This is a genomic window from Micromonospora sp. NPDC049801, from assembly GCF_040656575.1.
Taxonomy (GTDB): Bacteria; Actinomycetota; Actinomycetes; order Mycobacteriales; family Micromonosporaceae; genus Micromonospora.
Genome location: NZ_JBFAMS010000018.1, coordinates 103,069 through 125,351, shown reverse-complemented (window position 1 = coordinate 125,351; position 22,283 = coordinate 103,069). Strand labels below are relative to the sequence as shown.

The following is a 22,283-nucleotide window of genomic DNA, read 5'->3' as shown; positions in this document are numbered from 1 at the left end:
ATTCCATCGACTCGGCCGTTTCGGGGAGTGGCGATGAAGAGGCTTCTGAGGTTCTTGGACGCGGCATTCATCACGCTTCAGGCGATATTCGCGCTGACTGCGGTGGTCGTCACCGAGGTCCTCAATCAACGAAATCTGCATCTCACATTCATTGAAGCACTCCTGGCGATGATCGTCATTGACTTCTTCATTCTCTTCAGCAGTCGCTGGAAAGTGCTGACCAGGAGTACCGAGGAAATTGCGAGGACGCTCGCCCATCGGGGAATAGGTGTCGAGTTCGTCGAACGCCACACCTTCGACTGGAGAACCGCTGTGGCGTCGGCGCGTCACGACGTCTTCATCAGTGGTACCACGTTGACCGGCTTCGTGGCCGCGAAGGATCTGTTCGCCGGGCTCAACAGACGTGTGCAGGTGCGCTTCCTGGTGCTCAACGTGGGCGACCTCGACGTCCTCGAGGGGTTTCGGCGGATGAGGTACTCGGACTCCGAGCGCCACAGTCAGCAGCGGTACCTGAATCAGGCGAACCTCTTCAAGGATCTCTACATCCGTTTGCGGGGCAGCGGAAATATTCAGTTCGCCGTGTCGGACCGCATCATGCCCATGGCCTTCATCGCGATCGACGTGAACCGGCTGTCGGAGAATTCCCTCATTCGCGTGCAGCACTACCTGCACGAGAACGAGGCCGACCAGGCGACGGTTTCCTACGTGGTGCGACCCGGCAATCCCACCTATACCCTGTACGCGTCGCAGATCAAGATCCTCTGGGATGCGGCTCTCAAGCAGAACACCTACCTCGACGCGCCATGACAGCGGCTACTTTTCGGCGATCCAGACCGTCCAGGTGTCGCGTTCGACCGCCGGCCAACGAGGAATCCGCTCGACGACGTAGTCGGCTAGTTGACGGATACGCCGGTCGTTGAGCGCGTGGAGCAGGGACCGGCCGCGCCGCAGGACGATCTCCTCGTACAACTCGCCCGGTTCGCGGAACACTTTGCGCAGCTCACAGACTTTGCTGCTGTTGACAAGCCGGAATCCTGCCTCCAGGAGAGCGGCCGTGACATCCGGCTCTCGTCGCCGGCGTTCGATCTCGGTTGCCCTCAGCCGTTCGTCGAAGGCGAGGTAGTAGCCACGGATGTGCTCCGCCGAAGGCGGTAGGAGGACGTCGTCCACCGTGCGGTCCTGGACCCAGAGCAGGCCGGCGGGTTTCAGGATGCGGCGGGCCTCCCGGAAATTGCGGTGCAACGTCGTGAAGTGGTGGATGAGAGCTCTCTCGACGACTCCGTCGAAGACGTCGTCCTCCGCGCCCACGGCCTCCGCGTCGGTCAGCAGAAATGACACGCGGTCGACTCCCTGGCAGTAGCTCCGGGCCGACTCCAATGACAGGTGCGACGAGTCCATCCCGACGACCAGCTGCGGTGCCATGCCCGCGATCGCCTTGGTGTAGATGCCACCGCCGCATCCCAGGTCGGCGACCAACCGACCCTCCGGGCGCATGAGTCGCGCGAAGAGCGTCGACCAGGCGGGGTCCGCGGACCGCCCGACGTAGGTGTCCCGATTGTGAGGATCGTGGAAGTCGATGTACTTGCTCATTTGATCATCGCCTGATCCAGGCTCGCAGCATCAGTCTCCCCGCGCCCTCGGACGCGTCGACGAAGGCATGACGCCCGTGCAGGTAACGCCGGTTGTCGCTGATCACGATCTGCCCCCGGAGCAGCCGCCCCTCGATGTGTAGAGCCTCGCTGGCCATCATGGCGTCGAGGAGATCCATGGCCCTCGTCTCGGCCGGAGTCAGCGGCCGCACCCCCGGCATCGCATGCCCGGACTCGATATAGTCCCGCAGATATGTTAAGTGGTGCGCGCGGTCGTCGGCCCCCGAGCGCTCGACGACCCGCCGTACGATCGTGGCACCGGGTGCGTCCTTGCGCCGCTGGTCGAAGTGGAACTGGTTACCCAGGACGTCGAGGATGTCCGGCATCTGTGCCGACGCCAGCCGCAGGATCTCCTGCGAGTCTATGAAGACGAGTTCACCGCCGGCCGCCGCCTGACGCAGGCAGAGAAGGGCGATGAGATCCGGCACCTCGCCGGGAACGGGTACGCCGTCGGTATGGAAGCTTCCGCCGTCCCGGCTGTCGGAGTAGCGGAGCGTGCGATCCGACAGGTCGTTCCCCCGGTACGTCACCTCTCTCAGCAACTGTGCCGAAGGGCCGACGCTTTGTGGGATCAACGTCCCGAGCGCCTCGCAGATCAGGGGGAAGACGACCCGCAACTGCGGGCCGGGGAGATCGTCGAGCCCGGACAACACCGCGATGCCGCGCGTGGTGAGCACCTCACCGATGCCGCAGGCGTCAACCAACCGGCTCACCTGCCGGCGCCATGTCCCGCGCGGCTGTCGCTCCAGGCGCGCCACGTCGGCGGGATCCATGAACACCTGGTACGGGGTGAAATTCACGACTCATACCTCCTCGGAGTCCTACCGGAACCGATGGGACGTCGTCCTCGTCCGCACGAACGGCGGCCGGGGCCGAGCAGGTGGGCCGACGCCTGCGGGGCGCGTCAGCATCTCGACCAGCACCGGGCCGGTCGCGTTCAGCAGTCGGCCCAGCGCGGTGAGGACATCAGGCGTGGTCGGGCCGCGGAACACTCCCGTGGGCCAGCCGAGGTCGTGCCCGAGGGCCGAGAAGCTGAAGCGGGATCCGAGCGTGTCGCCTCCACCGACCGACTCGTGGCTGCCGTTGTTGACGATCACGTGCCGGTAGTTCGGGACGGTGAGCGCGGTGGGCAGGAGCACCGCTCCCAGATGCATCAGGGCCGAGCCGTCGCCGTCGACGCAGATGACCGGCACGTCCGGGCGGGCCACTGCCAGACCCTGAGCGACGGAGCACGCGTGACCCATGGCTCCGACGCAGTACACGAACTCGTCGAACCGGCCGGGATGGTCCGTGCGGTACTCGTGCACGAGTCTGCTGTTGAAGCCGGTTGAGCCGACGACGATGCTTCCGGACGGGGCAGTGTCCAGGACCAGTCGTACGGCGTCGCGACTGGTCCAGTCCTCCAGTGCACGGCCTCCCGTCGCCGGAGGTGTGGGCGGACGCGCGGCGCCGGCCTCGACCAGGACCGCGGTCACCGTGTTGCTGGCAACCGCCTGCTGGTGAGCCAGGCCCAGCGTGGAGACGACGTCCGACAGGTCGGACGCGCAGGTGGTGCGGAACGGGATGTCCGCCGTGCGGAGCAGGCTCGTCGTGGCGCGGCCCACCGCCTCATGTTGAGGCTCGTCGCCGGCCCAGCCCCGCATTCCGATGAGGAGGACCAGGGGGACGGACTGGACGGAGGCGTGCGTCAGCGAGGTGAGGGGATTCAAGGCGTTCAGCAGTCCCGAGTTCTGCATGCAGACCAGCGCGCATCTGCCGCTGCCGAGCGCCCAGCCGGCGGCCAGCGCCACGGCGGAGCCCTCGTTGGTGCACACGGACGCGTCCTCGCCCGGCTGCTGCCAGATCGGACCCAGGAACGTCAGAGAGGAGTCCGGCACACCGACGACCAGGCCGAAGGTCTCTCTGATTCGTTTGGCTGCGCCTGCCGCCTCCACGCTCACCCGTCCCTTATCGAGTCAGCTTCCGTGCGTTCGGAATGAACTCCTCGTGGCGTCGGATGAATGGCCGTTCCTCGACCTCGCCTATCCATACGCCCTCGAGATTCTTGTACCCGCTGTCCGAGCCGCCGAGAACGCGGACCACCGCGCTCATGAAACCGCCGTGGGTCACGGCTACGAGCGGCGTCGCCGAACCGTCGTGGGTGACTGAGTCGCGCCATTCCAGGAAGCGGCGGAAGACGGATTCGTCATGTTCGTATCCGTCCGGCTTCCGGCCCGCTGCCCGCCAACCCGGCCACTTCTGGTCGACGTCCTCCGGCAGCATGCCTTCCCAGGCCCCCCAGCTTCGTTCGATCAGCCGTTCGTCGACCCGGCACGGGATGTCCTGCGATTCCGCGATCGCCTCGGCGGTCAGGCGGGCCCGTTGCAGCGGGCTGGTCCATACCTGCGAGAACGGGGGGAGGGAGGCGAGCGCCTGGTGAGCCTGGTCGATGCCGGCCCGGGTCAGACGGGTGTCGCTGAGTCCCTGCATCCGGCCCGTGAGATTCCACTCCGTCTCACCGTGGCGCAGGAGGAGAAGCTCCATCTCAATTCCACCCTGATTCCGACTGCAACTTCAGGACCTCCTCCATCGAGGCGAGCGCCAGATCCGCCGGTTGACGTCCGCCCGCTCCGAGGATGGACTGGTACGTGTCGTCCATGGCTCTGACCGCGGCACGCAGCCCCTGATTGGCGTAGATGGCCAGGGCGAAGCCGGCGCGTTGCATCTCCTCGAAGCCTGTCTGGCGGATGGAGGTGGCCAGCACCCCGAGGGGTGCCCTCCCGCGCCAGCCGTCGGCGAACGCCTCCAGCGCGTGCATGTCACTGGATCGGTGCTGGATGATGATCGCGTCGGCGCCGGCCTCGACGTAGGCGTTCGCTCGTTCGAGTGCGTGGTCCACGGAGAACCCCTGGGAGAGCGCTTCGGTGCGCGCCACCACCAGGCAGTCATCGGCGGTCCGGGATCCGGCGGCGGCCGTGATCTTCGAACAGAAGCGATGGACATCATCGAGCTGGTGTTCACCATCCAGGAACGTGTTCCTCTTGGGGAAGGCCTGATCCTCGAGGCATATCGCATCGATGCCCCGGTCCACCGCCTCTCGGGCCAGCCGCCGTACGTTGATCACGTCTCCGTAGCCGGTGTCGCAGTCCACGATGACCGGGTGGGAGGTGGAGCGCTTGATGCGCCAGGCGGCATCCAGCATCTCGTTCAGAGTGATGACACCCTCGTCGACGAGGCCAAGTGAATTCGTGACGCCGAAGCTGCTCACCCAGATGGCGTCGAAACCCCGGTGCTCGGCCAGCCGGGCTGAGAGGGCGTCGTGGGCGCCGGCGACCACCGCGATTCTGTCCCCTGTCAGCAGGTCGGAAAGACGTCTTGCGGGCCTCTCTCGACGTACCGTCACGCTGCGGCTCCTCCGACTAGGGATCCTTGGGCAGGTTGGCACCTCTTCCCGTGATACTGCCGACGATCTCAGTGCTTGTCGAGCGGGCCCGGAAGCGGCTCCGTCGGTATTCGAGGATGATGCCAATCGATGCGTCGGCCAACCTGTCAGTATCGGCAGGTCAGCCCCTCCATTGAATCCCGCAGGCCTCAACGGGGTCGGGGCGAAGAGGTTGCTGGTGCGGCCGCCACCGCTCGGGAAAAACGGGAACGCCCGGTGCGACCCCTTGCGGATCGACCGGGCGTTCTCCCGTCAGAGCTGCGTTTCGCCGCCGTCGACGAACAGCTCGCTGCCGGTCATGAAGCTGCTCTGGTCGGAGGCGAGGAAGAGCACCGCGTTGGCGATCTCGTCCGGGTGGGCCAGGCGGCCCATGGGCACGGTGGACGCGATCGTCTTGAGCAGGGCGGGCGACTCCCCGGGGCTGGGAGCCAGGCCCGCGAGTCCGGGAGTCTCGGTGGAGCCGGGCACGAGTGTGTTGACCCGGATCTTCCGGTCCATCAGCTCGGCGGCCCAGGAGCGGCCGAACGAGCGGATGGCGGCCTTGGACGCGGCGTAGACGCTGAACGCCGGAATGCCGCTGACCGCCGACGTCGAGCCCGTCAGCACGACCGAGGCGCCCTCGTTGAGCAGGGGCAGGGCCTTCTGGACGGTGAAGATGGTGCCGTAGACGTTGGTGTCGAAGGTGGTGGCGACGTGCTCGACCGTGATCGAGTCGAGCGGCCGGAACTCGCCGCCGCCGGCGTTGGCGAACAGCACGTCGAGCCCGGCGCCGCGCTCCTCGATGGCCCGCATCACCCGGTCCAGGTCGTCGAGGTTGCCGACGTCGCTGACGATGCCCGTCGCGTTGACGCCGATGCTGCTCACCGCCTCGTCCAGCGGGCCCTTGCGCCGGCCCGTGACGAAGACGTACGCGCCTTCGGCGGCGAAGCGGCGGGCGGCGGCCAGGCCGATGCCGGTGGTGCCCCCGGTGACGAGGGCGGTCTTGCCGTCGAGCTGTCCCACGATCGGTCTCCTTCGAAAATTGTGTACCGAGCGGTACTGATCCGACCGTAGCAACCCCTGGGCCGTGCGACAAATTTCTGTACCGATCGGTTTCATCGCGGCTAGGATGGGTGCCGGAGGTGATCGACCGTGCCGGTACGAGGGCGTCCTCGGGGCTTCGACGTCGACGAGGCGTTGGAGCGCGCGCTTGAGGTGTTCTGGCGTCAGGGGTACGAAGGCGCCTCGATGACCGACCTGACCGCGGCCATGGGCATCAACAAGCCCAGCCTCTATGCCGCCTTCGGCGGCAAGGAGGAGCTGTTCCGCAAGGCCGTGGCCCGCTACGCCGAACAGGACATGGGGTACGCGCGGCACGCAATCGCCCAGGGCACCACGTACGAGGTCGTCGCCACTCTCCTGCGCGAGAACGTGCTCGCCGTCACCCGACCCGACCGCCCGGCCGGCTGCCTGTCGATCCAGGGCGGCACCGCCTGTTCCAGCGAGAACGGGGGCGTCGCGGAATTCCTCGCCGCCAGCCGTCTGGCCGGTGAGCGGGCCCTCGCCGACCGGTTCGCCCGTGCCGTCTCCGAGGGTGACCTGCCGACCGACGCCGACCCGGCCGCGCTGGCCCGATTCGTCATGAGCGTCACCGAGGGGCAGGCGATCCACGCCGCCGCCGGGGTCCCTCGCGACGAGCTGCGGCAGACGGCGGAGATCGCGCTCGCCGGGTTCGCCGCCGTGTCCGGGGCGCGCCGCCCCGCGACTGCGGACAACCCGGCCTGAGCGCTCACGCTCGAACGAGCGCCGCCACCCCGTCGAGGAGCCGTTGCAGCCCGAACTCGAAGAGGCTGTCGGCGCTGAGGTCGATTGCCGACCGGGAGAGCCGGGCCAGGTGCGGGAACTCGCCGGCCGCGAGTAGCCGGCCCAACGCGTCGGCCTGGGCCACCATCCATTCGTCATCGGTCAGGCCGGTGTCCTGTTCCGCCTCGGCCCCCTGCTGGAGGTTCACCGCCGTCCCCCGTACGTGGTTGGCGAGGGCGACCACCAGGTGCAGCCGGGTGTGCCGGTCCAGCCCGCATCCGGCGAGGGCGCGCAGGGCGCATTCCGTGTGCGCGACGGCGTGCGGGGCCATCAGCGGACGGGTCAACGAGACGACCTGGGCCAGCCAGGGGTGTCGACAGTAGATCGACCACTGCAGCCGGCAGAGCAGCTCCAGTTGGGCCCGCCACCCGGGCGGGAGCGTGCCGGGCAGCCGATACGCGGCGAAGGCGGCGTCCGCCATCAGCAGCAGCAGGTGCTCTTTGCCGTGGACCTGCCGGTACAGCGACATGGTCGGCACGTCCAGCTCGGTCGCGATGCGCCGCATGCTGAGCCCGGCCAGCCCTTCGGCGTCGGCGATGCCGATGGCCGTACGCACCACCTGGTCGCGGGTCACCCCGTGCAGGGGTCCGCGCCGCACCTCGGCCCGTCCGCCCCGACCGGGCGTCGCGGGCTCCGAGCCGGCGACCACCATGCCCACGCCGGGCACCGCCCGGATCAGGTTCTCCTGCCGGAGCGCGGTGAGGGCGCGGCTCGCGGTCGCCATCGCGACGCCCCGTTCCCGGACGAGCTGGCGGGTGGACGGCACCCGGTCGCCGGGGCCCAGCTCACCGGACGCGATGCGCCGCCGTAGCTCCGCGACGATGCGCAGGTACGGGGGTGTGGACTCGTCGATCTCCGGCACGGTCGCCCTTCCGCCGACCGAAGCCTAGCGCACTAGAGCACCCGAACCCGTCCGTCAACATTTCCAGCCGGCCGCTCGTGGGTGCACTAGAGCTACCTGGTCGACCCGTCGCCGAATCGACATGCTCGCCGCAGACGGCCGATACGCCGTACCGGGTTCGATGATCGGAGACTGTGATGACCAGCATCCCGTACCGTCGGTGGGTCGTCGCGATGGGCGCGACCGCGCTCCTCGCGACGGCAGCGACGGCGGTCGGCCCGGCCGCCGAGGCGGCCGATCGCCAGGGCGCGGCCGTGGTGCGGACCGACCAGGGCGCCCTCCGGGGGAGCGTCGCGCCGGACCACCTGACGTTCGAGGGCATCCCGTACGCGCGTCCGCCGCTGGGCGCGCTGCGCTGGGCCCCACCGCGACCCGGGCCACAGTGGACGGGCGTACGCGACGCGACCCGGCCCGGCCCCGCCTGCGCTCAACTGAAGGGGCTGCCGATGGACGACCCGTCGGCGTCCGAGGACTGCCTCTACCTCAACGTCACCACGCCCCGCACCCCCGCTCGGACGCCACGACCGGTGCTGGTGTGGCTGCACGGCGGCGACTTCCGCTTCGGCCAGGGTGACGCCTACGGCGGGGAGCGGCTGGCCGCCGACGGCGACGTCATCGTCGTCACGGTGAACTACCGGCTCGGTGCGCTCGGCTTCCTGGCGCATCCGGCGCTGGCCGGGCCGGACGGGTCCACCGGCAACTACGGGTTGCAGGACCAGCAGGCGGCGCTGCGCTGGGTGCGCCGCAACGCGACGGCCTTCGGCGGGGACCCGGGCAGCGTCACCCTGGCCGGCCAGTCGGCCGGCGCGACAAGTGTCTGCGCCCACCTCGCCGCGCCCGGCTCCGCCGGCCTGTTCCACCGCGCGATCATGCAGAGCAATTCGTGCGCCAACCCCGTTCAGACCCGGGCGGAGGCGGTCGAGGCGGCGCGGGAGTTGGCCGGGCGGGTGGGTTGCACCGACCCCGGTGTGCTCGCCGCCTGCCTTCGGGGGCGGGACGCCGCAACGCTCGTCGACGCGGTCGGCTACCCGGGCGCGGGCGTCGACCTGGGCCCGGTGGTCGACGGCCGTACCCTGCCGGTGGATCCGGCGGACGCGCTGGTCAGCGGTCGGTTGCACCCGGTGCCGGTGTTGACCGGGACGAACCGCGACGAGTCCACGCTCCAGGTGTGGGGGATGGAACGCAGCGGGATGAACTGCCCCCAGCCGCCCGCCCCGGGGCAGCCGCCCGAGTCGTGCCCGCTCACCGACGACCAGTACCGCGAGCAGGTACGCGCCATGTTCGGCGACCGGGCGCAGGAGGTGCTGGCCCGCTATCCGAGCGACGACACGCGCTCCGCCAGCGAGGCGTTGGGGGCCGTGTGGACCGACCAGGCGTACGCGGAGCCGATCTACTCGGCCGCGCTGGCGTTCGCCCGGACCGTGCCGACGTACCTATACGAGTTCGCCGACGAGGATGCGCCGTTCTTCGCCGAAGGGCCGACGCCGACCTTCCCGACCGGCGCGTACCACTGCGCCGAACTGCCGTACCTGTTCGACGTCGACTACGCCGAGGCCTTCACGCCCACCCAGCGGCGGCTCTCCGGCGAGATGGTCCGCGCCTGGAGCGACTTCGCCCGGACGGGTCGGCCCGGGTGGCCCCGACTGCGCGACCGCTCCGGGTACGTGCGGGTCCTGGCCGGTGGCGGCGGGTCGGGCACGACGGACTTCACGGCAGAGCACTCGTACGACTTCTGGCGGTCGCTGCGCGGCTGACATCTGAGCAGACGGTCGTTCCAAACGTGGGACCGGCCGCCCGCCGTGCCGAGGCGGGTCAGCAGGGACCGGCGCCCTCGTCGAAGAGGCGGCGCGCCCACTCGGCGTACCCGGCGATGGTTTTTCGGACCGTGCGCCCGTCGTGCAGGAACAGGTACGCGCGGTCGCCGCTGCGGGCGAGCAGCCCGTCGAGCCGGTGTGTCCCCTGTGGAGCGGGCAGCCGGGTGACCGACGGGTAGCGGTCCCAGACCTCCTCGACCGGGGAGCCGGCCGTGATGCCCTCCGGTGTGCGCATCGGGTCGCCGACCCACAGCAGCACCAGTTTGTCCTCGACGAAGACGGGACTGGCCGTGTCGTGGCCGGCGAGGACCGGTCCGCAGGCGTCCAGGTCGGTACGCAGGACGCCCCGGCGGGTCAGCTCGGCCTCGGTGTCACCGAACTCGATGTCGCGCAGGCCGTTCAGGTCGATGATCTCGACTACGCCGGCGGGCCGGTTCGCGGGCATCGGCCCAGCGGACGGCGCACCGCTGCCCGCGATCGAGGCGGCAGTCAGCAGCATGGCAATAAACGTGAATTGTCGCAATTTCATGGAATCCCCCAGTCCCCAACGGGGCTGGGCCGTTCAGGTTGCTGCCCGCCGACGGATTACTGGTTTTCCCACTGTTCGATCAGATCGTCCCAGTGGTCGGCGCTGAGTCGACGCCGCCCGTGCGCCAGCCACCCGGCGGTGTTGCGTTCCAGATGCAACCCCAGCTCGGCGAACGGATCAATCCATGCCCCACGCTCGACGCCGAGTCGGACGAGTGCCGCATTGATCGGCCACTCCTCCCGTGGGGCTTCCAGCACGTCGTCGAAGCGCGGGCCCCAGGACAGCGCCCCGCCGAGCCACACCACGGCCGACTGGTGGCCGACGCCGCCGCCGAACTCCGCCTCCAGGTACGCCACCGGCCCCGAACGTGACCACACGGCCAGCAACTCGACCAGCGGCGGCGACAACACGAGGTCGAACGGCTGCTCGGCGCTGCGGTCGTCCGCCACGTAGTCCGGTAGCGATCCGGTCAGCTCGGCCACCAACTGCGGGGTGACCGGCAGCAGCGCGAAATCCTGACGCAGCTCACCGAGGACGGCGTGGTCCAGCTCGGCGGTGTGCTCGCGGAGCAGGTCCGCGTCCGCGACCACCGCGCTGAGCTGGTACGCCATCACACCCCCGCCGTCGTCCACAACCTGTGGATAGAACATGTGTACGACGGTCGTCCTCGCCGCCGTCCGTGCCTGGCACGGTACGCGGCGCTGCGGAACCGGGCGGCCCGGCGGGTGCGTGGTCGGGGACTCAGGCGCGGTCGCCGAGATCGGCCAGGAACGCGCGCCAGGCCGTCGGCGTGAAGGCGAGCGCCGGACCGGTCGGGTCCTTGGAATCCCGCACGCCGACCACGCCGGGCAGGTTGTCGGCGACCTCGACGCACGCGCCGCCGTTGCCGCTGCTGCGGGTGCTCTTGCGCCACCGCGCGCCATTCAACTCCATGATTCCGCCACTTCCGTCATCAGCTCGACCGACTGTGAGTGCGACAGCGCCTCGCCGCGCACGTTCTCCCATGCCGCCATCATGGCCGCGATGTCGTCGGGGTCGCTAGCCACTTGTCCCTGAAGCTGGTTGTCCAGGTAGCCGGCGACCCGATGATCGTGGCTGTGCGCGATCACGAACGGCCCGTTCAGTCCGGCGTACGCGCCGACCGAGGCCGGCACGACGTGCACCCGGATGTGCGGCTCGGCGCAGGCCGCGACGAGGGCCAGCATCTGCTCGCGCATGGTCGACCGGCCGCCCACCGGCCGGCGCAGGATCGCCTCGTCGATGACCGCCGTGAACTGCGGCGGGTCGTCCCGCTTGAGCACACCCTGCCGGTTGAGTCGAACGGCGAGGTGCCGCTCGACCTCGCTCCGGGGGATCAGGCCCGCGCCGCCGAGGACCGCTCGGGCGTACGCCTCGGTCTGCAACAGCCCCGGCAGGACCGTCGACTCGTACCACCGCAGGGACACCGCCTCGCGCTCGATTTCCTGCCAGGGACGGAACCAAATGGGGTCACGACGTCTCGCAGTGTCCGGCCAGATGTCCGACACGTTCTTGTGGAGGGCTTCCGCTGCCGCCAGGCGGTGCCGAGGATGCGGGATGCGCCCCTCGGCCAACCAGCGCGCGACGGTCTTCGGGTCGACGCCGACGTTCTCGGCGAGGGATTCGGTGGTGTGCCCGGTGTCGTTCAGTGCTACCCGCAACGCGTCGTTCACGGCCCCTCCATCGGATGTCTCGAATATCTGAGAACCATATAGCTACGCCCTGTAGGTGCCCGGTGACGCGCCGCACTGTGGTCCACAGAAGACGGCGTGGCCGGTGGAGGCGCAGCAGCCCGGCGGTCGGCGTCAGTCCCGGGGTCGCCCCGACGCGGAGGCGGGGTGACCCCTTCCACCAGGGAAGGAGGTCCACCCATGCCGCGCCGTCGCCACCGGAACCACCTGCCGACCCGACCCACCTGGCGATGCCAGGCCTGCGGTATCGCCTGGCCCTGCTCAGCGGCGAAGCTCCGGCTACTCGGCGAGTACCGGGGCGATCGGGTCGCGCTGACGATCTACCTCGCGACACTGCTGAGCGAGGCCAGCGAACACCTCCGGGACGTCGATCCGGCCCGGCTCACCGACCGCTTCCTGGCCTGGACCCGCGCCCGAGGGTGAGCGTTCTGGGCTGCACTGCGGGTCTGGGACTGTGCGGGAGCTGACCGGCCGAGTGCGGCGGCGTCAGGGTCGCCAAATGGCGATGCTCACGTCGCGCCGGCGCTCGGCGAAGAAGCCGTCCCGCGCCGCCGTCGTCAACAGCTCGCGCAGGTCCGCCTCGAAGGCGGGCAGCCGATCGCCGAACAGGTGCGGCGTCGAACTGGACAGTGAGAACACCGCCGACGTCAGCTCGTCCACCGACCGCTGCACGACCATCCCCTGCTCGACGGTCAGTCGGGTGGGGCCGGAGAAGCCGGCGGCGAGCATGATCTCCGCCTCGCCACTGGGGGTGCCGGTGGGCAGCGAGCCCTGTCCGGCCCGGCGGACCGGCCCCAGGTAGCGCGCGACCAGTTCGTTGATCCGCGGCCAGGGCGGACGGGGGTACGGCAGTGGGTCGTCGTCGGCCATGCCCTGGTGGGTGGTGGCGCCGACGTGAACCCAGGCCCCGTCGGGCGCGAGCATGTCGCGGACCCGGCGGGCCACCAGCGGCCGATCCATCCAGTGGTACGACTGGGCGAACGTGGCGACCCGGAACGTACCCAGGTCGGCGGGCAGTTCCTCGGCCCGCAGGTGCCGCCACTCGACGTTGGTCACCTCGGCCTCGCTGGCCAGGCGTCGCGCCTCGGTGAGCATGTCCCGGTCGGCGTCCACCCCGACCGCCGCCTCGAACAGGGGCGCGAGCAGCAGCGTCAACGAACCGGGACCGCAGCCCACGTCCAGGAGCCGGCCGGTGCCGTCCAGGTTGAGCGCGGTGCCGATGGCCTCGGCGACTTCGGGCGGGTACGGCCACCGGCCGACGCTGTAGTGCCGGGCGCTGCCGGCGTACAACGTCTCGTCCCACTGCCAGGTCGAGTCAGCCATGGCATCGATGAGACCACAACGACAACGCCCGGCCGACCTGTTATCGGTCTGCCGGGCGTCGATCATGCTCCGCGAGCGGAGGATACGAGATTCGAACTCGTGAGGGTGTAAACCCAACACGCTTTCCAAGCGTGCGCCCTAGGCCTCTAGGCGAATCCTCCGCGAGCCAGGATACAGGCCGCCGTCGACCGGGACACCCCACCACCCCCCGAAGATCGACGAGCCGTCGGGTAGGGTTGGCGTCACCTCCCGTGCGGCGGTATCTCGTGAACCTCCCCAGGGCCGGAAGGCAGCAAGGATAAGCGAGCTCTGCCGGGTGCACGGGAGGCCTTTTCGTTCCCGGGGCCTTGATCCACACCGACGTGCATGATGTCGGGCTGTCAGAGGCGCGCGGACACCCCGGTTTCCAAGAAGCCGAGTCGATCAAGCGCGACGGTCCAGGCGACCCGGCGGGGTGGGTGGTCACCCGCGCCCGACCGGCGCAGAATGGCTCGGTCGAGAGGAGGCGGGACGAGTGACGCTGGCGCTGTACCGCAAGTACCGGCCACGTACCTTCGCCGAGGTCATCGGGCAGGAGCACGTCACCGAGCCGTTGTCGCAGGCGCTGCGTAGCGGCCGGCTCAACCACGCCTACCTCTTCTCCGGCCCGCGCGGCTGCGGCAAGACCACCAGCGCCCGGATCATGGCCCGCTCGCTCAACTGTGAGCAGGGCCCCACCCCCGAACCGTGCGGCAAGTGTGCGTCCTGCCGCTCGCTGGCCGCCGACGGCACCGGCTCCATCGACGTGATCGAGATCGACGCGGCCAGCCACGGTGGCGTCGACGACGCCCGCGAGCTGCGCGAGCGCGCCTTCTTCGCGCCGGCCAGCAGCCGCTTCAAGATCTACATCATCGACGAGGCGCACATGGTCTCGACCCAGGGCTTCAACGCCCTGCTCAAGCTGGTCGAGGAGCCCCCGGAGTACGTCAAGTTCATCTTCGCCACCACCGAGCCGGAGAAGGTCCTCGGCACGATCCGGTCGCGCACCCACCACTACCCGTTCCGGCTGTTCCCGCCGAAGGTGGTCCGCCCGTACCTGGAGCAGCTCACCCAGGCCGAGGGCGTCACCGTCGAGCCGGCGGTCTTCCCGCTCGTGGTGCGCGCCGGTGGCGGCAGCATGCGGGACAGCCTCTCCGTGCTCGACCAGCTCATCGCCGGCGCCGGCCCGGAGGGCGTCAGCTACGCCCGAGCCGTCTCCCTGCTCGGGGTCACCGACTCCGCGTTGATCGACGAGATGTGCGACGCGCTGGCCGCCGGTGACGGCGCCGCCGCCTACGCCACCGTCGACCGGGTCGCCGAGGCCGGGCACGACATGCGCCGGTTCGCCTCCGACCTGCTGGAACGGCTCCGCGACCTGATCGTGATCCAGCAGGTGCCGGACGCCGCAGCGAAGGGTCTGATCGACGGCCCGGGGGACCAGATCGAGCGGATGGCCGCCCAGGCTTCGCAACTCGGCTCGGCCACGCTCTCCCGCTGCGCCGACATCGTGCATGACGGCCTGGTCGAGATGCGCGGCACCACCGCACCCCGCCTACTGCTTGAGTTGATCTGCGCCCGGATGCTGCTGCCCGGCGTGGACGACTCCACCGGCGGCCTGCTCCAGCGCCTCGAACGGATGGAACGCCGCCTCACCCTGGGTGGCGCCGACCCCGCCGGGTCCGCGCCGGCCACCACCCCAGGGGTACGCCCACAGCACGCCCCTCCGGTCCCGGCTGCCGCAGCCCCCACACCCGCCGCCGCCCCGACGTCCGCCCCGCCGTGGGATGTCGACCCGACGGCGTCCCCGGCTCCGCGAACCGCAGGTGCCTCGGCTTCCACCGCCCCGACCGCCGCCGGCTCGGCCGCCCCGACCGCTACCGCCGCCGGCTCGGCCGCCGGAATCGCTGGCTCGGCAGATGCCACCTCGGCGGCCGGTGGCGCTGCTGGCAGGCCGGATGCCGCCTCGGGTGCCGGTGGCGCTGCTGGCTCGGCCGATGTCGCCTCGGGCAGCCGAGGTGTGCACGCGCCCTCGGGAGCGGACTCCCCGATTCCGGTGTCGCCCGGCGCGTCGGCCGCCGCCCCGACGGCCGCGCCCGTGTCGCCCGCCGGACCGGGCACCGGCTCGACCCCGCGTCGCGCGGTACCGCCGTCGGCTGTACTGCCCGACCCGGCGACGCCCGCTCCGCCCCGCCCCGGTACGCCGGCCCCGCCACTGGACGCGGTAGCGGTGCGGCGGGTCTGGCCCGACGTGGTCGGCAAGGTCAACCGGACCAACAAGCGGATCGCCGCCCTGATGCGCGACGCGGTGGTCCGCGAACTCGACGGCGACATGCTGGTCCTGACCGTGAAGTCCTCCGTGCTGGCCAAGATGATGGCCGACCACGCGGCGGTGCTCACCGACGCGCTCTACGAGGAGTTGGGCGGGCGCTGGCAGATCCGCTGCGAGGTGGCCGGCGAGCGGGGTGCCGCGTCGCTGTCCGGCCCGCGTCCCCAGGCGGCCGCGCCGACCCGACCCGCCACACCGAACGCGGCCGCCGCCAGTCCGACGAGCGCGCCGCCCGTCGAGCCCGGCCAGAGCGCCGCGCCGACTGTGGCTGCCGTTTCCGGCCCGTCGAGTGCGCCGCCTGCGGCATCCCGTCCGAGCGCCGGGCCCGCGGCCGCGTCCGGCCCGTCGAGTGCGCCGCCCGCGGCACCCCGTCCGAGCGCCGCGGCTGCGGCCGCGTCCGGCCCGTCGAGTGCGCTGCCTGCGGCACCCGGCCCGAGTGCCGGGCCGACGGTGGCTGCCGCTTCGGGCCCGACGAGCACCCCACCGGCCGTGCCGACCTCGACCGCCGCCGGCCTGGAGGACGACTGGCCGGAGGCAGCGCTCCCCGGCGGCGGAGCGCCGGCCGCCGAGGCGGCCGATGACGAGGCGTGGCCGGAGGCTGCCCGCCCCGGCGGCGCGTCAGCCGAAGGCACCGCACGCTCCGACGCCACGTCGGGCGACCCCGCATCGACCGGCACGAACGGTGCAAGGACGAACGGCAGTATCGCCAACGGCGGCGGACCCGGTGTTGCGGGTGGCCCCGGCGCGCTGGCCGGTGGCGGTAAGCCGGGCGGGCGGGACAACCCGACACCGGCGACCCGGCAGCCGGCGTCAGCCGGTGGCGCACCGGTGAGCAGCGCCATCGCCGCGGCTCGCGCGGCGGCGGCGGGGCGCGGTGCGCGTACCCCATCGGCGAGCCGGCCCACCGCGGACGCGGAATGGGCGGGCGAACCTCCCTACGACCCGGACTACGACGGACCGTTGCGCGGCGGACGGCCGGGCGGCGCGGCCCCGGCGGCGAAACCCACCTACGAGGGGTTCGACCCGGGCGACGAGCCGTTGGACGAGGTCATCGACGAGAAGACGGCCCGGGAGTCGAGCGAGGAGCAGGCGGTACGGCTGCTGCGGGAGACCTTCGGCGCTGAGAAGATCGACGAGGTGGATGCTCGGTAGCGGGCGCTTCGCCCAGCAGGACGCCGAGGCAGCAGGCCCACAGCGGGAAGGGCAGTACGGCGACGCGTTCCATGCCGCCCACCCCGATGCCGGTGCCCTGCTGGGCGACGAACAGGACGGTCCCGATCAACGCGGTGAGCCCGGCGGCGAGGGAGAGTCGTCGCCATCGGCCGAGCACCGTGGAGTCGGGCGCGAAACCGGCGAGCAGGAGGCCGACGTTGCCCACACCCATGATCAGGAACGCGCCCAGCACGTGTCGGTTCTCGTCGACGTCGGCCGGATAGCGCGCGGCGAGGGCGTACCCACCGGCGGCCAGCAGCAGGAGGATCTGCGCCGAGCGCACCACCGTGCCCCGGCCGAACAGTCGCCAGGTCAGCAGCAGTCCGGTGGCGAGCAGTACGGCGGTGGCCAGCATCGCCGCGTTCATCAGTGGATGCCAGGGCGAGCAGACCAGACGGGGACGGGTGGTGTCCCAGATCCCGCAGTGCACGTTGCCGAGGTCGCTGATGTTGTGGGTGGCCCAACTGTAGGTCGGCTCGCGCCACCGCAGGCCGGTGATCAGACTGGCCACGAGGAAGATCGGCGCGGCCACCGCCCAGCAGAGCGCGGCGACGCGGCCACTGCGGTTGAGATTCATACGTCGAGCAGACCAGTACGGCGGGTAGCGGCGCACTACCGGCAGACGGCCGGTTCGGGGTAGTGGTAGCCGTACCTGTGCTGTCAGGATGTGCGCCGTGAAGATCACCTCTGCCGGAGAGGGGGCGGCCGATACCGGCAGTCGTCGCGTCAAGTCCGCGGTGGCTACCGTCGTCGGTCTGTTCATCCTGGTTCAGGCATGGACCGTGCCATGGGTCTCCGTGCGTCCGGGTCTGACCACGCTTGACCAACTGATCGGTAGTCCGCCCTCGACCGAGGTGCGGACCTTCGCGCTGACCGAGCTACCCGGCTACTGGCAACCGCTGTGCGTCGGATGGGTGGCCCTGCTGGCGCTGCCGGTGGTGGCCTGGGTGCGCCCGCCGTGGCGGTTCGGTCTGCGGCTGGCGGCCATGCTGCTCGGCATGGTGCTGGGAATCGGCACCCTCCTGCCCGCCACGGCAGCCATCGACGTCAGCGGCTTCCCATTGGAGGATCGCCCCAGCACGACCCTCCTCGGTGGCGTGTGGCTCGGCCTGGTGGGGGTGGTGCTGCTCGTGCGCGCCGTCACCACGCTGCCGGAGCTGCCGGCCCCCGCCGCGGTTCCGGCAGTGGACGCCGCGAGTCCGGCTGCGGACGCCGCGAGTCCGGCTGCGGACGCCACGCTTGACGACGAACGGGCCGCGACGATCCCGCCGGCGGTGCCGGAGTCGACACCCTTCGTCTGGCAGGGATCACGCCCGAACGTCCGAACGATGGCCCCGTGGTGGCGGCGTCCGGCACCGATCGTCGGGGTGGTGGCGGTTCTCGGTGTGGCCGGCCTCCTGGTCACCGTCACCTGGCACGCGATCGGATCGGCGCAGGAGCAGCAGCTCGATGCGCTCGACACCCTGGTGGTGGCGGCACCGGTCGGCTCGACGACCGTCGCGCCCGCCGCGGGCGACGACCAGGTCGACCTGGGCCGGGTGCTGCCGCTCTCCCGGGAGCGGACCTTCCTGCTCGCCGAGCAGGCGGACGCCGACGTCGTCCACGTGGCCGGATCGGCCTGGACACAACCGGACGGCACCTCGATCTCGATCACCCTGCTCGAGTTCAACTCGACCGAGTCGGCCAACCAGTTCCGGCGTTCCTATGCCGACCTCCAGCAGGTCACTCCCGGGGAGTTGGCCGAGTTGGCCAGCGTCCCGGGGTCGACGGTCTTCATCGGTGCCGAACGGCCCGGCGTGTGGGCGGTCGCCGGGCGCGACCAGCTCATCGTGATCGCCAGCGCGGCGGGCGGCTCGGCGGGGTCGGTGCCGATCGTCGAGTCGCTGGTCCGCGCGCAGCTCGATCGGTTCTGACCAGCCACCGCGTACCCGCCGGGTGGGGCACGCGATGTCGCTGATACCGGGTCGGTCCCCGAGCCGGGTGGTGAGGTCGGCGGCTCGATCTCCTCAGCCCGGCTCATCGCCGACGACCGGATCTGCCAGCCGTGGCGCTCCCGGCGTGGGCGGACGCACCGGGCACGGCGACGTCGGTCCCAGCGGCTAGGCTGGTCGGCGGCCGAGCAGACGAGTGCGAGAAGGAGCCATCCGTGCGCCCAGGTGGACAGCCGAACATGCAGCAGATGCTGAAGCAGGCGCAGAAGATGCAGCAGCAGATCGCCGTCGCTCAGGCCGAGCTGGCCGAGGCCGAGCTGACCGGCACGGCCGGCGGCGGGCTGGTCACCGCGACCGTGTCCGGTGCCGGCGAGCTGAAGGCCGTCAAGATCGACCCTAAGGCCGTCGACCCGGACGATGTGGAGACGCTGGAAGACCTGGTGGTGGCGGCCGTGCACAACGCCGCCGAGGCGGCGCGTGAGCTGACCGAGCGCAAGATGGGCCCGGTCACCGGCGGCATGGGCGGCCTCGGCCTGCCCGGTTTCTGAGCCGGCAGATGTACGAAGGCGCCATCCAGGATCTGATCGACGAGCTGGGGCGACTGCCGGGCGTGGGCCCGAAGAGCGCCCAGCGGATCGCGTTCCACGTCCTCTCGGCCGATCCCGCCGACGTGAACCGGCTGGCCGGCGCGCTGCGCAAGGTCAAGGAGCTGGTGCGCTTCTGCACGACCTGTTACAACGTGGCCGAGTCCGAGCAGTGCCGGATCTGCCGCGACCCGCGCCGCACCGACGAGGTGCTGTGCGTGGTGGAGGAGCCGAAGGACGTGGTGGCCATTGAGCGGACCGGTGAGTTCCGGGGCCGCTACCACGTGCTGGGTGGAGCGATCAATCCGCTGGAAGGGATCGGCCCGGACAATCTGCGCATCCGGGAGCTGTTGACCCGGTTGAGCGGCGGCGCGGTGCGGGAGCTGATCCTCGCCACCGACCCCAACACCGAGGGCGAGGCGACCGCCACCTACCTGGCGCTGATGGTGAAGCCGATGGGGATCGCGGTGACCCGGCTGGCTAGCGGTCTGCCGGTCGGCGGCGACCTCGAGTACGCCGACGAGATCACCCTGGGTCGTGCCTTCGAGGGCCGCCGGGCTGTCTGACCCCCACAGATCGTCACCGGTGGGCTACAACTGACTGGGTCCGCGCGATGAGCGCGGGCCCATCGGCGTACCTGGGGAGGTGGCGTGTGGCGACGCGGCGTTCGGAAAAGCGGTCCTGGGCTCCGGCGGTGCTGACGGCCGTGCTGGCGTTGGCCTTCGCCGGCGTCCTCGTGACGATCGAGGTGGGGAGCCGGAGACTCGCGGCGAAGAGTCGCGCGAGTGAGGCCGCGGCCGACGCCACCGTGATCCGGAACGCCCGGTCGTTCGGCGACGCCGTGGTCGCCACCGACGACCCGACGCCAACCGACGAACGCCTGGCGGTGGTCGCGGAGGGCACCCAGGTCGAGGTGCGGGAAGTCCGCCGGGCACCTGACCTGGTGGTGACCGTGTACGGTTCCGCCCCCTACGGCACGATGTTCGGCAGGGTCAGCGTCGACGCGTGCCACCGTGTGACGTTCCACGACCTGGGCGCGGCCCGGGCCGGTGCGGACGTCGAGCGGTTGGAGGTCTGCCCACCGCCCGTTTCCTGATCGACCGCTCCGGATGCCGTCTGTGGCCCGCGTCATCCGGTGGCCGACGGTGGCCTCGTCGCGTCCCAGAGCAACGCGGTCGATGTGTCGCTCGATGCGTTCGTCCTGCCGATGACTGTTAGACGTCTGCGCAAGGTGTCGGGTTGGTAGCGATTGCCTGACGGCCGTTCCGCTTCCGGTGTTACATGTCATAGCCTCCCGCACACGGACCGAGCCACAGCTCGGCGTGGTCATGCGCATGACAGAGGTGAGAGATGCAGGCGAGAAGGCTTAAAACGGCCATGGCCATCGCGGCCGTTGCCGCTCTGGCGGTCGGCGCGGCCGGCTGCGCGGAGAGCGAGCGCGACGGCGACAGTGGCGAGGCCAAGACTGGCGGCACCTTCATCTTCGCGGGTGCCGGTGACCCGAAGAACTTCGATCCGATCTTCAACGACGACGGCGAGTCGTTCCGGCCGGTCCGGCAGATGTTCGACACCCTGGTGAGCCACAAGCCGGGCACGGCTGAGCTGACCGGTGGCCTGGCCGAGAGCTGGGAGCACGACCCGACGGGCAAGGTCTGGACCTTCAAGCTGCGGCAGGGCGTGAAGTTCCACGACGGCACCCCCTTCAACGCGGCGGCGGTCTGCTACAACTTCGACCGCTGGTACAACATGCAGGGCGCCGCGGCCCAGGCGAACATGATCTATTACATGGACGTCTTCGGCGGCTTCGCCAAGAACGAGGCCGAGGGCGCCGGCGAGTCGATCTACGACAAGTGCGAGGCCAAGGACGACGGAACCGCCGTCCTCTCGCTCAAGAAGTACAAGGGTGCCTTCCCGGGCGCCTTCGCGCTTACCTCGCTTTCGATCGCGAGCCCCGAGGCGCTGAAGAAGTACGACGCCAACACGGTGAAGCAGAACGGCGACTCGTTCGAGTACAGCGCCTTCGCCAACGAGCACCCGGTCGGCACCGGCCCGTTCACCTTCGGTGGCTGGGACAAGACCAAGGGCGAGATCACGCTCAACCGGAACCCGGACTACTTCGGTGACAAGGCCAAGGTCGACAAGATGATCATCAAGATCATCAAGGACGAGAACACCCGCAAGCAGGAGCTGCGTGCCGGTACCGTCCAGGGCATCGACTTCCCGGCCCCGGCCGACACCAAGGCGCTCGGCGACGAGGGCTTCCAGGTCATCGCCCGCCCCGCGTTCAACATCCTCTACCTGGGCATCAACCAGAAGAACCCGAAGCTCAAGGACCTGCGGGTGCGGCAGGCGATCGCCTACGCGCTCAACCGCCAGCAGCTCGCGCAGACCAAGGGCCCGACCGGCGCCAAGGTCGCCGACGAGTTCATGCCGGACACCGTGCTCGGCTACGCCCCGGACGTGCAGAAGTACGAGTACAACCCGGACAAGGCCAAGCAGCTCCTCAAGGAGGCCGGTGCCGAGGGTCTGACGCTGAACTTCTACTACCCGCCGGACGTCTCCCGGCCGTACATGCCGAACCCGCAGGAGATCTTCACGATCCTCGCCAACGACCTCCAGGCCGTGGGGATCAAGGTCAACGGCGTTCCTCGCCCGTGGAACGGCGGCTTCAAGGACGACGTGCAGACGTTCGGCAAGCAGGACCTGCACATCCTCGGCTGGACCGGTGACTACAACGACCCGGGCAACTTCGTCGGCACCTTCTTCGGCCGGGGCAAGGCCGAGTTCGGCGACCAGGGCATGACCGAGATGTTCGACGCGATCGCCAAGGCCGACGGCACCGTCGACGACGCCGGCAAGAAGGCCGCCTGGGAGCAGGTCAACCGGGACATCGCGGCCAAGTGGCTGCCGGCCGTGCCGGTCTGGCACGCGCCGCCGGCGATCGTCGTCACCAAGGACGTCGAGGGCCTGAAGGCCAGCCCGCTGACCGACGAGCGGTTCAACACCGTCAGCGTCAAGAAGTGA

General features: G+C 70.3%; 23 protein-coding genes, 1 tRNA gene and 1 other RNA gene. 11 read left to right on the top strand and 14 right to left on the bottom strand.

Annotated features, from left to right (window positions below; genetic code table 11):
- Positions 1-33: 33 nt before the first annotated feature.
- Positions 34-807 (top strand): hypothetical protein, encoded by a 774-nt coding sequence (locus AB0I89_RS28205; protein WP_357132938.1) that lies wholly within the window; start codon positions 34-36, stop codon positions 805-807.
- A 6-nt stretch (positions 808-813) separates the two neighbouring features.
- On the opposite strand, the gene AB0I89_RS28200 is transcribed toward AB0I89_RS28205, so the two are convergent.
- The 6 genes from AB0I89_RS28200 to AB0I89_RS28175 all read right to left on the bottom strand — a co-directional run bounded on the left by AB0I89_RS28200 (position 814) and on the right by AB0I89_RS28175 (position 6,072).
- Entirely contained in the window at positions 814-1,590 is a 777-nt protein-coding gene (locus AB0I89_RS28200) for a class I SAM-dependent methyltransferase (RefSeq protein ID WP_357132936.1), read from the bottom strand.
- Between the two features lie 4 nt (positions 1,591-1,594).
- Positions 1,595-2,449, bottom strand: a complete 855-nt coding sequence (locus AB0I89_RS28195) for a TauD/TfdA family dioxygenase (RefSeq protein ID WP_357132934.1) — start codon at positions 2,447-2,449, stop codon at positions 1,595-1,597.
- Positions 2,450-2,470: 21 nt separating this feature from the next.
- Positions 2,471-3,583 carry a thiamine pyrophosphate-dependent enzyme gene (locus tag AB0I89_RS28190; RefSeq protein ID WP_357132932.1) on the bottom strand — a complete coding sequence of 371 codons (1,113 nt, stop codon included), beginning with the start codon at positions 3,581-3,583 and terminating at the stop codon, positions 2,471-2,473.
- Positions 3,584-3,596: 13 nt separating this feature from the next.
- A complete protein-coding gene (locus tag AB0I89_RS28185; protein ID WP_357132930.1) occupies positions 3,597-4,172 on the bottom strand; it encodes a histidine phosphatase family protein in 576 nt (191 codons plus the stop codon).
- 1 nt (position 4,173) lies between these two features.
- Complete coding sequence (locus AB0I89_RS28180; RefSeq protein WP_357132928.1) at positions 4,174-5,031, bottom strand: isocitrate lyase/PEP mutase family protein; 858 nt, start codon at positions 5,029-5,031, stop codon at positions 4,174-4,176.
- A 291-nt stretch (positions 5,032-5,322) separates the two neighbouring features.
- The gene (locus tag AB0I89_RS28175) at positions 5,323-6,072 is read right to left on the bottom strand and encodes an SDR family oxidoreductase (RefSeq protein ID WP_357132926.1); all 750 of its coding nucleotides are present in this window, start codon (positions 6,070-6,072) and stop codon (positions 5,323-5,325) included.
- A 129-nt stretch (positions 6,073-6,201) separates the two neighbouring features.
- Here AB0I89_RS28175 and AB0I89_RS28170 point away from each other — a divergent pair, with 129 nt between their 5' ends.
- Positions 6,202-6,834: a TetR/AcrR family transcriptional regulator gene (locus AB0I89_RS28170; protein WP_357132924.1), complete on the top strand. Its 633-nt coding sequence runs from the start codon at positions 6,202-6,204 to the stop codon at positions 6,832-6,834.
- Positions 6,835-6,838: 4 nt separating this feature from the next.
- On the opposite strand, the gene AB0I89_RS28165 is transcribed toward AB0I89_RS28170, so the two are convergent.
- Positions 6,839-7,774, bottom strand: coding sequence for a TetR/AcrR family transcriptional regulator C-terminal domain-containing protein (locus AB0I89_RS28165; protein WP_357132922.1), 936 nt, complete (start codon positions 7,772-7,774; stop codon positions 6,839-6,841).
- A 176-nt stretch (positions 7,775-7,950) separates the two neighbouring features.
- Here AB0I89_RS28165 and AB0I89_RS28160 point away from each other — a divergent pair, with 176 nt between their 5' ends.
- Positions 7,951-9,567, top strand: a complete 1,617-nt coding sequence (locus AB0I89_RS28160) for a carboxylesterase/lipase family protein (RefSeq protein WP_357132920.1) — start codon at positions 7,951-7,953, stop codon at positions 9,565-9,567.
- Positions 9,568-9,625: 58 nt separating this feature from the next.
- Here the strand turns inward: AB0I89_RS28160 and AB0I89_RS28155 are convergent, their stop codons facing one another.
- From AB0I89_RS28155 to AB0I89_RS28140, 4 genes are all read right to left on the bottom strand, one after another.
- Complete coding sequence (locus AB0I89_RS28155) at positions 9,626-10,120, bottom strand: hypothetical protein (RefSeq protein WP_357132977.1); 495 nt, start codon at positions 10,118-10,120, stop codon at positions 9,626-9,628.
- Positions 10,121-10,212: 92 nt separating this feature from the next.
- Positions 10,213-10,767 carry a hypothetical protein gene (locus AB0I89_RS28150; protein WP_357132975.1) on the bottom strand — a complete coding sequence of 185 codons (555 nt, stop codon included), beginning with the start codon at positions 10,765-10,767 and terminating at the stop codon, positions 10,213-10,215.
- Positions 10,768-10,897: 130 nt separating this feature from the next.
- Entirely contained in the window at positions 10,898-11,089 is a 192-nt protein-coding gene (locus AB0I89_RS28145; RefSeq protein WP_357132918.1) for a DUF397 domain-containing protein, read from the bottom strand.
- Complete coding sequence (locus tag AB0I89_RS28140) at positions 11,080-11,847, bottom strand: helix-turn-helix transcriptional regulator (RefSeq protein WP_357132916.1); 768 nt, start codon at positions 11,845-11,847, stop codon at positions 11,080-11,082. Before AB0I89_RS28140 ends, AB0I89_RS28145 begins: the two co-directional genes overlap by 10 nt.
- Before the next feature lie 198 nt (positions 11,848-12,045).
- Between AB0I89_RS28140 and AB0I89_RS28135 the strand changes: the two genes are divergently transcribed.
- Entirely contained in the window at positions 12,046-12,288 is a 243-nt protein-coding gene (locus tag AB0I89_RS28135; RefSeq protein ID WP_357132914.1) for a flavin reductase, read from the top strand.
- 63 nt (positions 12,289-12,351) lie between these two features.
- Here the strand turns inward: AB0I89_RS28135 and AB0I89_RS28130 are convergent, their stop codons facing one another.
- Positions 12,352-13,188 (bottom strand): class I SAM-dependent methyltransferase, encoded by an 837-nt coding sequence (locus tag AB0I89_RS28130; RefSeq protein WP_357132912.1) that lies wholly within the window; start codon positions 13,186-13,188, stop codon positions 12,352-12,354.
- Between the two features lie 76 nt (positions 13,189-13,264).
- Positions 13,265-13,349, bottom strand: a tRNA-Ser gene (locus AB0I89_RS28125).
- An 82-nt stretch (positions 13,350-13,431) separates the two neighbouring features.
- Between AB0I89_RS28125 and ffs the strand changes: the two genes are divergently transcribed.
- Positions 13,432-13,521: signal recognition particle sRNA small type (ffs, locus tag AB0I89_RS28120), an RNA gene on the top strand.
- 181 nt (positions 13,522-13,702) lie between these two features.
- Positions 13,703-16,684, top strand: coding sequence for a DNA polymerase III subunit gamma and tau (locus AB0I89_RS28115; RefSeq protein WP_357132910.1), 2,982 nt, complete (start codon positions 13,703-13,705; stop codon positions 16,682-16,684).
- Here the strand turns inward: AB0I89_RS28115 and AB0I89_RS28110 are convergent.
- The gene (locus AB0I89_RS28110; RefSeq protein ID WP_357132909.1) at positions 16,581-17,321 is read right to left on the bottom strand and encodes a DUF998 domain-containing protein; all 741 of its coding nucleotides are present in this window, start codon (positions 17,319-17,321) and stop codon (positions 16,581-16,583) included. The genes AB0I89_RS28115 and AB0I89_RS28110 overlap by 104 nt on opposite strands.
- A 97-nt stretch (positions 17,322-17,418) precedes the next feature.
- On the opposite strand from AB0I89_RS28110, the gene AB0I89_RS28105 reads away from it, so the two are divergent.
- From AB0I89_RS28105 to AB0I89_RS28085, 5 genes are all read left to right on the top strand, one after another.
- Positions 17,419-18,657 carry a hypothetical protein gene (locus tag AB0I89_RS28105; protein ID WP_357132907.1) on the top strand — a complete coding sequence of 413 codons (1,239 nt, stop codon included), beginning with the start codon at positions 17,419-17,421 and terminating at the stop codon, positions 18,655-18,657.
- Between the two features lie 257 nt (positions 18,658-18,914).
- On the top strand, positions 18,915-19,223 hold the full coding sequence (locus AB0I89_RS28100; RefSeq protein ID WP_357132973.1) for a YbaB/EbfC family nucleoid-associated protein: 309 nt from the start codon (positions 18,915-18,917) through the stop codon (positions 19,221-19,223).
- An 8-nt stretch (positions 19,224-19,231) separates the two neighbouring features.
- Positions 19,232-19,825 carry a recombination mediator RecR gene (gene recR, locus AB0I89_RS28095; RefSeq protein WP_355052561.1) on the top strand — a complete coding sequence of 198 codons (594 nt, stop codon included), beginning with the start codon at positions 19,232-19,234 and terminating at the stop codon, positions 19,823-19,825.
- An 86-nt stretch (positions 19,826-19,911) separates the two neighbouring features.
- A complete protein-coding gene (locus AB0I89_RS28090; protein WP_357132905.1) occupies positions 19,912-20,355 on the top strand; it encodes a hypothetical protein in 444 nt (147 codons plus the stop codon).
- A gap of 254 nt (positions 20,356-20,609) precedes the next feature.
- The gene (locus AB0I89_RS28085) at positions 20,610-22,283 is read left to right on the top strand and encodes an ABC transporter substrate-binding protein (RefSeq protein WP_357132903.1); all 1,674 of its coding nucleotides are present in this window, start codon (positions 20,610-20,612) and stop codon (positions 22,281-22,283) included.